General features: G+C 38.0%; 14 protein-coding genes and 1 tRNA gene. 10 read left to right on the top strand and 5 right to left on the bottom strand.

What is annotated here, in order from left to right:
• Positions 1-4: 4 nt before the first annotated feature.
• Positions 5-1,183 carry an MFS transporter gene (locus tag TSP02S_RS02690; RefSeq protein WP_041081676.1) on the bottom strand — a complete coding sequence of 393 codons (1,179 nt, stop codon included), beginning with the start codon at positions 1,181-1,183 and terminating at the stop codon, positions 5-7.
• A 191-nt stretch (positions 1,184-1,374) separates the two neighbouring features.
• On the opposite strand from TSP02S_RS02690, the gene TSP02S_RS02685 reads away from it, so the two are divergent.
• From TSP02S_RS02685 to TSP02S_RS02645, 9 genes are all read left to right on the top strand, one after another.
• Positions 1,375-1,617, top strand: a complete 243-nt coding sequence (locus TSP02S_RS02685) for an NAD(P)H-dependent oxidoreductase subunit E (protein WP_041081675.1) — start codon at positions 1,375-1,377, stop codon at positions 1,615-1,617.
• Complete coding sequence (locus tag TSP02S_RS02680; RefSeq protein WP_041081674.1) at positions 1,595-3,196, top strand: [Fe-Fe] hydrogenase large subunit C-terminal domain-containing protein; 1,602 nt, start codon at positions 1,595-1,597, stop codon at positions 3,194-3,196. Before TSP02S_RS02685 ends, TSP02S_RS02680 begins: the two co-directional genes overlap by 23 nt.
• A gap of 1 nt (position 3,197) precedes the next feature.
• Positions 3,198-4,337, top strand: a complete 1,140-nt coding sequence (locus TSP02S_RS02675) for a SpoIIE family protein phosphatase (protein WP_041081672.1) — start codon at positions 3,198-3,200, stop codon at positions 4,335-4,337.
• A gap of 13 nt (positions 4,338-4,350) precedes the next feature.
• Positions 4,351-4,830 (top strand): NADH-quinone oxidoreductase subunit NuoE, encoded by a 480-nt coding sequence (nuoE, locus tag TSP02S_RS02670; protein WP_041081670.1) that lies wholly within the window; start codon positions 4,351-4,353, stop codon positions 4,828-4,830.
• Positions 4,820-6,700, top strand: coding sequence for an NADH-ubiquinone oxidoreductase-F iron-sulfur binding region domain-containing protein (locus TSP02S_RS02665; RefSeq protein ID WP_041081668.1), 1,881 nt, complete (start codon positions 4,820-4,822; stop codon positions 6,698-6,700). The genes nuoE and TSP02S_RS02665 overlap by 11 nt, the downstream gene beginning before the upstream one ends.
• A gap of 11 nt (positions 6,701-6,711) precedes the next feature.
• The gene (locus TSP02S_RS02660; RefSeq protein ID WP_041081666.1) at positions 6,712-8,685 is read left to right on the top strand and encodes a [Fe-Fe] hydrogenase large subunit C-terminal domain-containing protein; all 1,974 of its coding nucleotides are present in this window, start codon (positions 6,712-6,714) and stop codon (positions 8,683-8,685) included.
• Complete coding sequence (locus tag TSP02S_RS02655; RefSeq protein WP_041081664.1) at positions 8,652-9,329, top strand: redox-sensing transcriptional repressor Rex; 678 nt, start codon at positions 8,652-8,654, stop codon at positions 9,327-9,329. The genes TSP02S_RS02660 and TSP02S_RS02655 overlap by 34 nt, the downstream gene beginning before the upstream one ends.
• Positions 9,330-9,335: 6 nt before the next feature.
• Complete coding sequence (locus tag TSP02S_RS02650; protein ID WP_041081663.1) at positions 9,336-9,704, top strand: YkvA family protein; 369 nt, start codon at positions 9,336-9,338, stop codon at positions 9,702-9,704.
• Between the two features lie 67 nt (positions 9,705-9,771).
• A tRNA-Asn gene (locus TSP02S_RS02645) sits at positions 9,772-9,847 on the top strand.
• A gap of 130 nt (positions 9,848-9,977) precedes the next feature.
• On the opposite strand, the gene TSP02S_RS02640 is transcribed toward TSP02S_RS02645, so the two are convergent.
• The 4 genes from TSP02S_RS02640 to TSP02S_RS02625 form a co-directional block, all read right to left on the bottom strand.
• A complete protein-coding gene (locus tag TSP02S_RS02640; RefSeq protein ID WP_041081661.1) occupies positions 9,978-11,114 on the bottom strand; it encodes an aldo/keto reductase in 1,137 nt (378 codons plus the stop codon).
• 40 nt (positions 11,115-11,154) lie between these two features.
• On the bottom strand, positions 11,155-12,837 hold the full coding sequence (locus TSP02S_RS10685; RefSeq protein ID WP_052465281.1) for a sensor domain-containing diguanylate cyclase: 1,683 nt from the start codon (positions 12,835-12,837) through the stop codon (positions 11,155-11,157).
• 133 nt (positions 12,838-12,970) lie between these two features.
• Entirely contained in the window at positions 12,971-14,224 is a 1,254-nt protein-coding gene (locus tag TSP02S_RS02630) for an ABC transporter permease (RefSeq protein ID WP_041081660.1), read from the bottom strand.
• Entirely contained in the window at positions 14,206-14,982 is a 777-nt protein-coding gene (locus TSP02S_RS02625; RefSeq protein ID WP_052465280.1) for an ABC transporter ATP-binding protein, read from the bottom strand. Before TSP02S_RS02625 ends, TSP02S_RS02630 begins: the two co-directional genes overlap by 19 nt.
• 139 nt (positions 14,983-15,121) lie before the next feature.
• Here TSP02S_RS02625 and TSP02S_RS02620 point away from each other — a divergent pair, with 139 nt between their 5' ends.
• The gene (locus tag TSP02S_RS02620) at positions 15,122-15,736 is read left to right on the top strand and encodes a site-2 protease family protein (RefSeq protein ID WP_041084040.1); all 615 of its coding nucleotides are present in this window, start codon (positions 15,122-15,124) and stop codon (positions 15,734-15,736) included.
• Positions 15,737-15,745: the final 9 nt, after the last annotated feature.

Below are 15,745 nucleotides of genomic sequence, written 5' to 3'. Positions count from 1 at the left end.
CAACTCACACCTTGATTGCAGAGTAGTTTCTTTTCATCCAAACAAGAGCGGGTAGTGAGACTAAAAGGCTGCACGTTGCCAAAACTGCAGATACGACAAATACCCAGTGATATCCCATTCTTGTTGCAACATAAGCAGAAATGACAGGAATAAAGATCCTACTGAAGATATTCAGACCCTGAAAGAACCCTTCCCAACGTCCAAGCTCTCTTGGTGCTATGTGCAGTTTTATGGTTTCTCTTGCAGGAAACCATAGGATAAAGCCTACTCCCATGATCACATGTGAGATAAAAAACAAGTATACATTCGGTACTAACCACAAAACAAAGGACAAGGTGATCAACAAAATACCTATAGTTAAATTAACTGATGGATGATTCTTCACAAACCTTTTCCAGAAAATCGATGATGCCACAGAGGCAGAAAAAACCAGCTCGAACAAGAAAGGTGAAGAGCCACCGAGTTTGAAATAGTCAATCAGATAATAAGAAATTACGAGAAAGCTTGCAAAATTGAAAGCCATGTTACACAAATATTGGTGGAACATGATAGAGAGAAATGTGCGAAGATTCGTGGTGGCGATTACATGACCATCAGGTACTTGCATTCCATTATCTATCTTAGGCAGTATTTTCAAATAAGAGAATGCGTAAAAAACATTCACACAAAAAACCATGAAAAATACCGCTCTCAGAAAACTCTGTCCATTCATAAAGGGAGCTAACAGGAAAACAAAGACGAAGTACGACACGGTCTTCAAAAATTCAGTCATAAAAAACTCAAATGAATATATCACTTCTCTGTATTTTGGGGTGAAGATCGCTCGTTCATACATGACCTGACATGGGTAAAAGATATCAGTGAGACTCAAAAACATCTGCGCAATGGCAAAGCTCCATAAACCCGTTGAGAAAGCAAAAATCAAAGATCCAACGGCAAATGAAGTCCTTGCAAGGAACAATCCATAATTGACAGAGATTTTTTCAAATCTCCTACCAAGCACATAAGCCAATATTGCTTGCACAATATAAGAAACACTGAACAACCATCCAACGTTTTCCATGGAAATGTTCATCAATTTTCCCAAAGTTGGCACGGCGATGATCGAGGAAAAAGAAAAACCAGAGATACTGATAAACAACAAATAAATCCTCACATTTTTATCGAGCTCACGCCATCGCATTTTATCACCATAAACAGTTTATATTACTAACTTCATTTTTTCAATTAACTCCTTTGAGTTAAACCATCTGTAATGGTAGATTAATTAACATTTCTCTTTTGTCGAGCAGCTTTCATTGACAGCGAACCTGTCGGCGTGATAAGATTATTGTGAAATATATAACGATAAAAATATCACGATTAGGTGGTCATATGGTGGTAAGAGTCTGCATGGGAAGCTCTTGTCATTTGAAAAATTCATATAGAGTTGTTCAGAAACTCGAGGAATTAAAACAAAAATACCCCGATATCTCTATATATGGTTCATTGTGCTTCGGCAGTTGTTCTGAAGGGGTTTGTGTTCAGATAGATGGAAAACTCTATAAACAAGTTAGTTCAAAGAACATAGAACAGATTATCTTGGAGGCGAAAAATGAGTCTAATCATCTCGAATGAAGCAAGTTGTATGTATTGTTATAAATGTCTTAGAAATTGTCCCGTTAAATCACTCAGCTTCAGTGATGGCAAAACAAAAGTAATCGAACAAGAATGCATAGAATGTGGAACTTGTATTTTAGTCTGCCCGCAAAAGGCAAAAAGTTATCTGAAACACATTTCACAATTCGAACAGATCTTGGGAAAACCCTTTCTTATATCGATTGCTCCATCGTTTTTTGCACACTATGACCAACCATACAAAGTCATCTCGTTGTTGAAAAAATTAGGTGCTATAGTAGTGCAAGAAACTGCTACTGGAGCGGAATTGATCTCAAAAGAATACGAAAATGAATTCTCAAATGGCAAAACAGTTATAACAACAGCGTGTCCTGTCGTTGTCAATTTAGCAGAAAAATACTATCCAAAAGTACTCGATTACCTTGCTCCATATGTTTCACCGATGACAGCACACTCAATACTCATGAAGAATCGCTACGGTGACTTTCCAATCGTTTTCATAGGACCTTGTATAGCAAAGAAAAATGAAAAATCAAACGTGGATATCGTACTGACTTTCGAGGAATTAGATGAGTTTATACAAAAAAACAAATTCAAAATCGATGAATTACCAGATGATTTCCCTACTCCTCCATATCCGCACAGAGCACGAATGTATCCAACATCTGGTGGGATAAATCATACTGTAAATGGTGAATACAGAAGTCATCTTTCAGTAGAAGGTCTTGAAAACATCTCAAGCATCTTTTCACAGATAGAAAGTGTAGAATATGGCTTTTTCATCGAAGCCTCTGCCTGTGTTGGTAGTTGTATTAATGGCCCAGCTATTAGAAAAGATATCAGCCTACTTGAAAAAAGAAGAAGAATAATGAACCACATTGAAAAAATGAAATCAATGGAATCAAAAGTCATCATTTCACATCCTTCGATGAATTTATCAAGAACCTTTCATGATAAACATGTAGCACCTTTGGTCAGTCAAGAACAGATCCAGGAAGTTTTGAAATCGCTCGGTAAAGACGACCCAAAAAGGCAACTGAACTGTGGTGCCTGTGGATACGAAACCTGTAGAGAAAAGGCTGCAGCTGTTGTTCTCAACAGGGCAGAAAAAGAGATGTGTGTAACATATCTTGTTGATAAACTGAAAGCCGCCACAAATAGAGTCGTCGAAGAATCACCAAATGCAATCATTATATACAAGGACAAGTCCATCCTGTACAAAAACAAGGCTGCCGAACAACTCCTCTGGGATATACCACAACAAAATCTCTCGGATCTTCTAAAGCAAATAGCATCACATCCAAATCAAGTCTACGAAATCCCTTCGAAAGGTTCCTTTTTCATAAAAACCTTTAAGCTGCCTCAAGATGCAAGTGAAGTTTTGTTAATGGTTGATATGACCAAGGAAAGGCAACAAGAAGAGAGATTAAAGATCATAAAACAAGAAACACTCAACAAAATTGAAGAAATGCTTTCGAAACAAATGAGAATAGCTCAAGAAATCGCAGGTCTTTTAGGGGAATCGATAGCAGAAACAAAGAGTCATTTTGTAGAACTTCGAAAATTCATGGAGGAATGAAATGCTTGCCTGCCAAATACATTTTGCAAAAAAGAATAAGCAAGGAGAAGAAATATGTGGTGACTCGATATGTGTGAAAAGAGATGAGAAAAAATTCGCCATGAGTGTCTCAGATGGACTTGGAAGTGGTGTAAAGGCGAGTATACTTTCAACACTCACCACTTCTATGGCAACCACGATGTTATTCAATGGCGTTCCAATCAATGAAGTTTTTTCTTCGATACTTGCAACTCTACCAATTTGCAAAGTCAGAGGTATAAGCTATGCCAATCTCTGTTCAGTAGTTTTTAATGCCGATCAAAACCTTTGTTCAATAGTAGAATATGAATTTCCCGTGACGCTCTATTTCAGAAACAAGGAACTCATAAAACTCGAAAGGCGAACGATCATCGTTGAAGCCAAAGAAATTTCGTTCAGTGAAATAATCCCTCAAGAAGGTGATTTGGTCTTTGTCATGACAGATGGTGTATCGCAAGCTGGAATGGGTACACAGAATTTTCCTCTTGGTTTTGGCGTGGAAAACATAATCAGAGAAATAACTGTTTTACTTGAAAACAATATAAATCCAAAGAATATAGTGGATCATTTGGTCAAACTGGCAAAGCAAATAGATCGAGGTACACGTGGCGATGATGCCCTTGCTGCAGTCGTCAAATTCAAAACCCTACAGACTGTGAACCTCTTTGTCGGACCACCTCAAGACAAATCGAAAGATGAAGAATTAGTTCAAAAATTCATGAAACAAGATGGCAAAAAGATCATATGTGGCGGCACAACCGCTCAGATCTTTGAAAGAATTCTCAAAAGAAAGGTTGAACTCGACCTTCGTTCCTTCTCCGAAGAATTCCCACCTATTGGAAAGATGGACGGAGTTGATCTTATCACAGAAGGTATAGTCACATTGACTCATGTCTTTCGTTATCTCAACGGACAACAGGAACGATTAGCTTACGGGGCAAGCATCTTGGTCGACATGTTGCTCGAGGCAGATCAAGTGAATTTTTTTGTGGGAAGAGCCATTAACCCTGCTCACCAAAACCCACTTTTCAGCCATGACATTTCTCTAAAGTTCAGATTGATTCATGACATAGCACAAATTCTCAAGCAAAATGGGAAGATTGTGAATCTCGAATATTGCTGAGGAGGTGAACAGAGTGGAAAGGAATTTTGAAAAAGTTGAAGAGATTCTGCAAAAACACGGATACAAGAAAGAAAATCTCATAAGAATCCTGCTTGATGTTCAAAAACAGTACAGATATCTGCCAGAGGATGTGATCAATTATATAGGTGTTGCATTGCAAATTCCTCCGGCAAAAATCTTTGGGGTTGGCACATTTTATGCCCAATTTTCTCTCAAACCAAAAGGCAAATACACCATACTTTTGTGTGATGGAACAGCCTGTCACATGGAAGGTTCAACTGCTTTATTGAAGGCTATAGAAGAGGAACTAAATATAAAACCTGGTGAGGTTACAAAAGATCTCATGTTCAGCGTAGATCAAGTTGGTTGTCTTGGAGCCTGTGCGTTGGCTCCAGCGATGGTGATAAACGAAGAAGTCTACGGAAATCTAACTCCCGAGAAGGTAAAACAGATCATCAAAAAAATTGAAGAAGGTGAAAAAGATGCTCAGTAGTGTTAGACAAGCAATCGAATTCATAGAAAAGCAGAAAGAAAAAAGAAATGAAAAACTACGTGATCTTTCGATTTATGTGTGTGTCGGAACAGGTTGTACGGCAAAAGGTGCAATGAAAATCTACAACGAGTTTCAAAGAATTCTTGAGAAAGAAGGACTCATAGACTCAGTCAAATTGTCAAAACTCGAAGAGCACGAAAGTCCTTTAAAAAGAACTGGTTGCTGTGGAAGATGTTCGAATGGACCACTTGTAAATATACTGCCTCATGGTTATTTCTATGCTCATGTCACCGTAGATGATGTTTCAAAGATTGTTGAAAAAACCATCAAACGTGGTGAACCTGTTGAAGAACTTCTTTTATTCGATCCAACAACAAATCAGCGTGTAAAAACTCTTGAAGAGACAACTTTATACGAAAACCAGAATTTTTACATCATGGAAGATATTGGAAAATGTGAATGTGACAACATAGAAGATTACATGGCAAGAGGTGGGTATAGTTCACTTATAAAAGTCCTATCTCAAATGAAACCAGAGGAAATAGTTGAGATGGTCAAAGCGTCTGGACTCAGAGGCAGGGGTGGTGGAGGTTTTCCAACGGGATTGAAATGGGAAGCCGCAAAAAATAGCAAGGCAGAGAAAAAATTCGTGGTTTGTAACGGTGACGAAGGAGACCCTGGGGCATTCATGAATAGAACTCTTCTTGAAAGAGATCCACATCTGGTATTAGAAGGTATGATCATTGCCGGTTATACCATAGGTGCACAGAAGGCATACGCATACATCCGAGCAGAGTACCCCATCGCAATTCACATGTTTCAAAAAGCAATAGACGACGCTAAGAGATTGGGACTTCTTGGTGAAAACATTCTTGGTACAGGTTTTTCATTTGATGTAGAGATCAAAGAAGGTGCCGGCGCATTTGTGTGCGGTGAAGAAACCGCCCTTCTTGCATCGATAGAAGGCAAAAGGGGAATGCCAAGACCAAGACCACCATTTCCAGCGCAATCTGGTTTATGGGGATACCCGACATTGATAAACAACGTTGAAACCTATGCGAATATACCGAGAATCATAAGAGATGGTGTTGAAAAATACAGAAAACTCGGTGTTACCAATTCACCTGGTACAAAGATGTTCTCAGTCACTGGACCTCTTAAAGTAACAGGAATCATCGAGGTTCAGTTTGGTACCACCCTGAGAAAGATAATCTATGACATCTGTGGTGGGCTTGTCAATGGTGAAGAGTTCAAAGCCGTACAAATAGGTGGACCATCTGGAGCATGTTTGTCCAAAGAATTTCTCGACATGCCACTCGACTATGACACATTGAGATCTGCAGATGCAATGGTTGGTTCTGGTGGAATCGTCGTTATAACAAAAAGAACTTGCATGGTAGAAGTTGCAAGATTTTTCCTGGATTTCACAAAGAGAGAATCATGTGGAAAATGTATACCGTGTCGCGAAGGAACAATGCAGGCATACACAATCTTGGAAAAATTCACCAAAGGCAAAGCCACAAAACAAGACCTTGAAAACCTCGAATTTCTCGCGAAACTGATCAAAACAACTTCACTATGTGGTCTCGGAAAGACTGCACCAAATCCGATAATAAGCACCTTAAAACTTTTCAGAGATGAATACATAGCGCACTTGAATGGCGTGTGTCCAAGTGGTACTTGTACCGCATTCAAGAAATACACAATCAACGAACAAATATGCAAAGGCTGTGGATTATGTGCAAGATCTTGTCCACAAGGTGCAATAACAGGTGAAAGGGGTAAACCATACAAAATAGATCAAGAAAAATGTTTAAAATGTGGTTTGTGCGTTGAAAAATGCAAATTCAAGGCTATAGAAATTCTTTAGGAGGTGATAACATGAAAGTATTCGTCAACGATAGAGAGATAGAATTGAAAAATGGTTCAAGAAATCTCCTTGAAGCTCTCAGAGAAGCCGGTATAGAGATACCAAACTTGTGTTATCTATCTGAAACCTCCATCTATGGAGCGTGCAGAATGTGTCTTGTTGAAATAGATGGAAAAGAAATTGTCACTTCCTGTACAACCAAACCACGTGAAGGTATGAGAATAAAAACGAACACACCACAAATCCATGAATTGAGAAGGGGTATCTTGGAATTATTGCTTGCTACACACAACAGAGATTGTACTACGTGTGAGAGAAATGGTAGTTGTAAACTCCAAAGATATGCCGAAGAATTTGGAATAAGAAATGTGAGATTTTCTCAAGTAAGCAAAAATACAAAAACAGATAAATCTTCACCTATAATCAGAGATAATTCAAAGTGTATTTTGTGCGGTGATTGTGTCAGAGTCTGTGAAGAAGTCCAAGGGATCGGTGTAATAGATTTTGCATACCGCGGTTTTGCTACACAAGTAACACCCGTTTTCGAAACAGAACTGTCAAAGACTGAATGTGTATATTGTGGTCAATGTGTTGCTCATTGTCCAACAGCTGCTTTGACCTTTAGAAATGACCTTGATCGACTTTATCAAGCACTCTCGTCTGGTAAAACCATCATAGGTATGATTGCGCCTGCAGTAAGAGTTGCCGTGCAAGAGGAACTCTCTATGGACTCAGACACTGCAATGGCGGAAAGGTTAGTTACTTTCCTAAAGATGTCTGGCTTCTCAAAGGTCTTCGATGTGGCATTTGCGGCAGACCTCGTTGCATACGAAGAGGCACACGAGTTCTATGAAAGAATCAAAAATAACCAAAGGCTTCCACAACTGACATCTTGTTGTCCGGCTTGGGTAAAGTACGTTGAACAGTTCTATCCACAATATGTTGAAAATCTCTCAACGGTAAAATCACCACAGCAGGCACTCGGAACTGTTATCAAAAAAATATACGCAAAAAAGATGGGAATAAATCCGGACGATATCATTCTTGTCTCATTCATGCCGTGCACTGCAAAAAAATTCGAAGCAGAAAGAGAAGAACACATAGGTACAGTTGACCTTGTCTTGACAACAAAAGAACTTTCACAGATGATCAAAGCCAGTGGGATCAATCTCAAACAAATCACACCTGAACCTTTCGATAGACCATTTGGAATTTCATCACAAGGTGGACTCAATTTTGGAAAGACAGGCGGAGTTCTTGGAACTGTAGTAGAAGTCATTAGAGAAGAAGTTGGCATATCAGATGAAAAATATCAAGACCTACAACCGGGTGTGAAATCAATAACGCTTCAGTTGAAAAATGGGAAAACAATCAAAGGCCTTGTAGTGTTTGGACTTGGCAATGCAAGAAATGTCATGAAAGAAGTGATGGAGAAAGTTACAGATGCAGACATAATAGAAGTTATGGCATGTAATTATGGTTGTGTTGGCGGAGGAGGTCAACCATATCCAAATGACTCAAGAGTCAGGCAAAATCGAGCAAGAATACTAAAAGAAACAGCAAATATAAAAGCAATCTATTCGCCTGTGGAAAATTACTATCTACAAAAACTATATCAAGAAGAGTTCAATGATCACCACACACGCCACATGATTCACACAAATTACAAACCAAGAAAACGCGTTGAATCAAAAGACATAGAGATATTGCCATTACCAAAAGAAGACAAAACAACAGTGAGAGTTTGTCTTGGCACTTCTTGTTACATGAAAGGTTCTTACAAAATACTCTCTCAACTCATAGAATCAGTCAAAAAAGTGGACCTTGCCGATGATGTAGAGGTAGTTGGAACATTCTGTTTTGAAAATTGTGGTAAGTCACCAAATGTCATGGTAAATGATAAACTAATCAGTGAGGCAACCTTTGAGAAAGTCAAAGAGGTGTTAAAGAGGTGCCAGATCAACAAGATAAAGAACCAATCTTGATACCAAAACCAACATTGGACAGATTGAAACTCTACCACAGGTTATTGAACGAAATAGAACAAAAGCACATATCGTCCGAGGAAATGGCGCAGAAAATTGGCACAACTGCCGAGCAAGTTCGAAAGGATCTGACATATCTCAAAACCACTGGAAAGCCAAAAGTGGGGTACAATGTGGAAACGTTGCGCCAAGAGCTTGAAGAACTCTTCGGCGTCAAAAAAACAACAAAGGTAATTTTGGTTGGCGCAGGACACCTTGGTAGTGCACTTGTGAACTATCCAGGTTTTGCAAATTATGGAATAGAAATCGTGGCAATCTTTGACAATGATCCAAAAAAGGTAGGTATGTTCATTGGTGAACTCTCGATATTACCCATGAAAGATATCGGCAGAGTGGTAAAAAGATTCGGTGTAGAAATAGGAATTATATGTGTTCCAAAAGAATCTGCTCAGGAAGTGGCTGAAATACTCGTTTCAAAAGGTATCAAAGGTATATGGAACTTTGCACCAACAAGGCTTATAGTCCCAGACGATGTTTTTGTGGTTGATGAGGACATGACTCAGAGTCTGTTGACACTCAAGCATTTCTTGGAAATGAAGAAACAGAAAATGCAAGAATCTCAGCATAATTCAGAAAAGGCTTGATTGTGAATGAAAATCGCTGAACTCAATTCAACGATTGCGGCTCTGTATTTGATGCGCAGAGATAAGCGCGTCCCAAAAAGATCAAAGATTCTGATTAGTATTGCAATTGGATATATCTTGAGCCCAATAGATCTGATACCTGATTTCATACCATTTCTTGGACAAATCGATGATCTTTTGATCGTACCAGCACTTGTTGGTATGGCGCTGAGATCAATACCAAAAAAAGTCTTTGAAGAATACAAATCAAAAGCTCAGCAAGTACAATTGACTAAACGTTTCGGAAAAATAACTTTGGTCATCATAGCTGTCTGGGTTGTTGTGATAGTCTGGTTGGTTCGTGTTGTTTTGAAGTTTATACAACATACAGTGTAATACTTTATTCACCTTTTGTATACTTGAAAAGTACCAAAGCTTTGATAAAATGATTCTCAGAAACTGTTCCGGCGTAGCTCAACCGGTAGAGCGGGTGGCTGTTAACCACTAGGTTGGGGGTTCGAGTCCCTCCGCCGGAGCCAAGCAGAAAGGCGGCTGAAAAGCCGTCTTTGTTATTTCAAAATCAACAATGGTGCTTCCATTTCTTTCCAATCCACTTATTTTTTCCTTTTATATTCATCATTTAATGACCTCTCTTTTTATCTTTATCTTCTATCTTTTCACAAATTCATTGTGAACTTTTTTAAGAAGTGAAGGAATCTCAAGTTTTTGGGGACATTTGCTAAGGCACTCGTTACACTCTATACAGAAAGAAGCTGACATTTTTTGGCTCTCAAACCATCTGTATGTTCCCATTCCTCCCTCTATATCTTCAAACATGATCGTTTCATTGTATAGTCTGAAATTTCCTGGAATATTCACACCATTTGGACATGGCATACAATAACCACATTCTGTGCAGTTGATCACTGCGAAAGACTCTAAGGTTTTTCTTGTTTCTTCAATTAGTTCTAAATCATCGTGTGTTAAGTTATTAGGTGTCACTTGGTTCATTATCTGTATATTTTCTTTCACTTGCTCTATAGTACTCATTCCACTCAAAATGACCGAGATCTGTGGAAAATTTCCAAGCCATCTCAAACTCCATTCCACAGCAGACCAGTTTTTCCCGTTTCTTTTCAAGATTTCCTTGGCTCTATTTGGGAGTTTCGCGAGCTTTCCACCTTTTAGAGGCTCCATTATCACAATAGGTAGTTTTTTGGAAGAGGCATACTTGAGACCATTCAAACCAGCCTGATAATTGATATCCATATAGTTGAGCTGAATTTGACAAAAATCCCAATCATAACCGTCTACAATCTCTTTGAAGATAGGATATTTATCATGGAAAGAAAAACCAGCAAATCTTATCTTTCCCTGTTTTTTTGCCATCTCGAAAAATTCAAAAAATCTCAAATCCTTTATTTTTTGCCATCTTTCTTTGTTGAGTGCATGCATAAGATACATATCTACGTGGTCGGTCTGAAGTTTTTTTAATTGTTCATCTAAAAATCTGTCGAAATCTTCGTATTTTTCTACCTGCCACACAGGAGATTTTGTGGCAAGGAAAACTCTTTCTCTATACCCATCTTCAAGTGCCTTTCCAACAACTTTTTCACTGTTTCCTCTATGATAAGGATATGCAGTGTCAACATAATTCACTCCATGATCGATAGAATATCTGATCATTTCTATTGCTTTTTCTTCATCAATTTGAGATTCATCGCTGTTTAAGATAGGAAGTCTCATAGCCCCAAATCCCAAGAGAGATGTCTTTATACCTGTTTTCCCAAAATCTCTGTATTGCATCATTTTACCTCCTTTATATCAAGTTTTGAGTTATTAGAAATCAATGATTTTTCTTTTCGAATTTCTTTTCGTACATTTTTAGATCTGCTTCCTTCAACGCTTCTTCGATACTTATTTTATTATCTGAAGACCACTTTGAAAAGCCGTAGCTTATTGAAATTCTCAAATCTGGGAAATCTCTAAATTTGATTTGTCCCAGAGAATTTTGAATTCTTTCAATAACTTGCTCTGCTTCCTTGATTTGTAAATCAAAAAACAGAACTACAAATTCATCCCCACCTATTCTAAATATGAGATCCTTTTTTCTTATATCATTTTGTAATTTCTCTGCCAGTGTCTTTAAAACTATATCACCCACATCATGACCATATGTATCATTTATCGATTTGAAGGAATCAACATCTAAAAAACATACCACAATATTGCTGTTGTTTTTCTGAATATCGTCAAGACATTTCATCAGAAATCTTCTATTGAACAAGTTAGTCAGAGGATCAAGGAAAATATCATATTTGTACTTCTCAATATCTTGCTTCAAACGCTCGGTAGTCATATATTGTACTATCATCTGTTTTCTGATTTGTTCTTTCATCTCCTGGATAGATTGCTCGAGTTCTGAAGTCTCTCTTATTTGTGATTCGATATTCGTATCTTCCACATCCAGTGGTGATCTCTGAAATTTTCTGATACTGTTCAGTAAACCCTGAATAGGTTTTGAAATCCTTCTGAAAACATTTACACTTATCCAAAACCCCAAGATTATCGCTATAGTAATCGCTGTATTAAGAGAAATTATCATAGATCTTTTCATCGATTCCATCTTTGAAAAATCCAGAACCATGAGGACTCTGAGCGTAAAAAAGGCGCTCTTTCCACTCCAATCAATGTTTGTGACTTGAGTCGTGGGAATCCAATTCTTGTAGACTTTGAAGTGAGAATTTTGCATATTTTGCACTACAAAAGTATTTTCTGCCTCAGGACTGCTGAAATATTCCTTCTCCTCATCAGTAACTGCTACATAATTTCCAAATGGAGCGAAAGATGAACCATACAAGCGTATCTCCTCTATGTATTTATTATCTTGTGCGATCTTTTTTAAGCCATCCCAAAGATCTGTTACAATCAGTGGGTCAAGTGATAAACCGATCTCTAATATCCAATTGTTTTGTAGTCTCTTATAACCAAAGATTCTCGGAAGGTTGGTTCTAAATTCAAAACTCAAACCTTCGATAAGAGATTCTCCGACTTTCAGAGGCTCCAATCTCCCTGCCCAGTACCTTGGAACAGCCTTTGCGATGTCAAGTCCAAGATCTTCGAGATAGTCTGTTCTCTCGATAACACCGCCGGGATTTATCAAATACCAATTCACACGATCAACAAACTGCAGAGAAAGATTCGCCAATTTTTCAGTCAAAGCCTCCGTTATTTGCTGATCAGAAAGGTCATTCAACACATCTGATTGCCAAATTGACAGGTTCAACGAATCTTTCAAAATGGGGTTGTAAGACGTATCAAAGGCTTTAATAGTTCTTTGCCATTGATCTATGTAAGAAGAAACAGAACTAACTATATTTTCGAAAGTTGGTCCAAAGACATATTTTTGGTAAAAATAGTTGAAGACAATTGTTAGAAACAAACTAATCCCAATTATGATGAAGGCAGATAGCAAAACTAATCTTTTGAGGAGTAAATTCTGCAGCGAAGGTTTCGAGTTTTTGTCCAATTTTTTTCCCCCTTAGACAATTGTTATATATGTTATCATACATTTATTAAATGTGAGAGTCATTTTATGGTGGTATAACACATACAATAGAAAAATCCGGGTGGAATTCATTCACCCGGATTTTGTGTGGACATCACTTCTTGAAAAAAGCCATTCTCTTAGATTTTCTCATAGACACACCGACTATGAGCCGATCACTGTTGAAGAGTTTTGTGATGAAAGTCACCAATACAACTGCGAGTACAACGTTGTAAATACATCCATAAATTACAAAGAGACTTTTGCCAAAAAGTAGATTTCGTATCGAAAGCATTGGATGTGTAAAAGGTATCGCAAAGATGATCACTTTCAACGGGACAGACAATGAAGAAAAATCTTTGAACATGGTTATGAGCATGCTGAAAATGGCAAGTGCAGTCAATGGAAAGGTCATGGTTTGTGCACTTTTGAAATCCTTGGAGACAATCCCCAAGAACATCGACATCCCAATTCCACATAAAAGCGCAGAAAACAAAGAGATACCTATCATTACATAGTCCCAAGTATTAAGAGTTAACCCAAGAGAACCAGTAGAAGAAACAGTAAAAGATTTCATGTAGAAATTAAAACCTATCATGTATATACCTGCCATGATTAATCCTGCTATTGTTGCAGCAAGAATTTTAGAAAAAACAATATAACTTCTATTCACAGGCATAGTCATGAGTGTTTCTAATGTTTTGTTTTCCTTCTCTAAACCCATTGAAGAAATAACGGTACTCCCTGCCATGATTATGAGCATCATCATTACAACAGATGTCATAGTAGTTTGTGAACTTGTAAGATTTAAAAGTTGTGATGGTGATAGTCCATCAAATGTTTTTTGATTGAAGAAAGTCGCATCGATTTTCTCAATCGGGTCAAGTACAAATTGCGGATTTTCGATACCATGTTGATTCATTAGTATCATTCTCACCTGATCTTCAACATTCTCACAGAATCTCTCAAAAACAGTTGATGAAATGGTATCGGCTATACCAAGTCCTTTTAGTAGCCAGAATACCTTTATCTTCCCCTTTTCACCTGATTTAATATTGCTGGTAAAATCATGGTCTATAAAAAGAAGCGCTGCTCCACCATTCTGTTGCAAACTCTTAAGGCCCTCTTCTAAATCTTCTCCCATGTATATGACATTTGCAAAATTGGCTATATTCTGTTCAATGGTTGCTCCGAAACCGTTCTTGTCAAGATTGACAACGGCTACCGACGGTTTTTTAGAGATCTCACTTTCTACACTTCCCACAGTTTTGCCGATAAAAGCATAGACAAAAGATACTACTACAACAACAACGATGCTCGAGACAGTCAGAACTTCTCTGAGTTCTTTTTTCAACAAGTTCCAGAACATCGTATCACCTCTGTAAAGACTTCCTCGACATTTGAAACGCCAAATTCTTCTTTCAAATTCTTAGGTGTACCAGTTTTAACTATCTGACCATTGTTTATAAGGGCAATTCGATCACAGAGAAATTCAACTTCGAGCATATTATGCGATGAGAGAAGGACAGTTCCACCGTTTTTAACGAACTCTTTGATGGTATTTCTCACTTCGCGTGCGTTTAATACATCCAAACCCGATGTTGGTTCATCGAGAACGGCTAACTTGGGATCGACCATCAAAGCCCTTGCTATTAAAAGCCTCCTTGTCATACCTTTGCTGTAAGTACTAACCTTTGTTTTTAAACGTTCAGATAAACCAGATATCTGTGTTCCTCTTTCTACTATTTGCTGAAAGTGACTTTCATTCTTTGCAAAAAATTTGGCGATGAATTTCAAATATTCCAATCCAGTGAGCTCTTTATATGCTCCTGCATCTTCTGGCAAATAACTTATAACCTTTCGAACTTCGTGAGGTTCACTTGAAAGATCATGTCCAAAAACCTTCACAACTCCCGCATCTGGTTTTAATAGAGTGCAAATAATTCTCAATGTAGTAGTTTTACCAGCTCCATTTGGACCAATAAGGCCAAAGATCTCACCTTCTTCGATCTCGAAGCTGATCCCCTTCAAGGCTTTGAAATTTCCGTAACTTTTTCTTAGATCATTAACTTCGACTATCTTCACCGCTTCACCCCCGAAAGAATATACTACGGAACCAAAATACATAAACCAAAAATAAGTGAAATCTACTAACTGGTATTTTCCAATTAACAATTGTCTTGAGTTGGTAATCATATTCAGTGAGTCATTGACTAAAAACCAACGTTGATGTGCTAAAATGAGCTCGAGGTGTCTTTCGTTGGTGGTGGTTGATTATCTCAAACATATCACAGAAACTGTTATAACCGGTTTCATAGCGGTTGTTTTAACAGTCACACCGCGTGAATATTTGAAAGCAAGAACTGCTGTTTTCTTCGGTGATCAAACTCCGGCAAAAGTAGGGCGTGTTTCGCTCAATCCATTTGTTCATCTTGATCCAATAGGTACTATAACATTCATATTCCTGGATTTTGGCTGGTCACGTCCCGTACCAATAAGACCTTGGAATCTCAAAAGAAAAAAGAAAACTTTTCTACTGGTTTCTCTTGTTGGGCCAATTGTCGGAGCAATCTGTTTTTTAATATATGGGCTTTTTGCTCGAGCGTTGGAAAGTAAGGAAAGCTATGTCTTTGAAACACTCTTTAAAGCTGCCAAATTCAGTCTGACGTACGCACTTTTTTCGTTGTTTCCAATACCGCCACTCGATGGTTCAAGAGTGCTCGGTGCACTCCTTCCAGAATATTATACAGAGTGGTATCTGAAATACGAAGTGTACGGTGTGTTATTCTTGTTAGCTTTGGTTGTTCTGTGGATCATGCCACTTGTAATGAGTCCATTTGTGAATTTCATCGACAAACTCACGATCTTTGTAACCGGATGAAAGGAGTCA

Source organism: Thermotoga profunda AZM34c06 (assembly GCF_000828675.1).
Classification (GTDB): Bacteria; Thermotogota; Thermotogae; order Thermotogales; family DSM-5069; genus Pseudothermotoga_B; species Pseudothermotoga_B profunda.
This window is presented reverse-complemented; position numbering and strand designations above follow the sequence as displayed.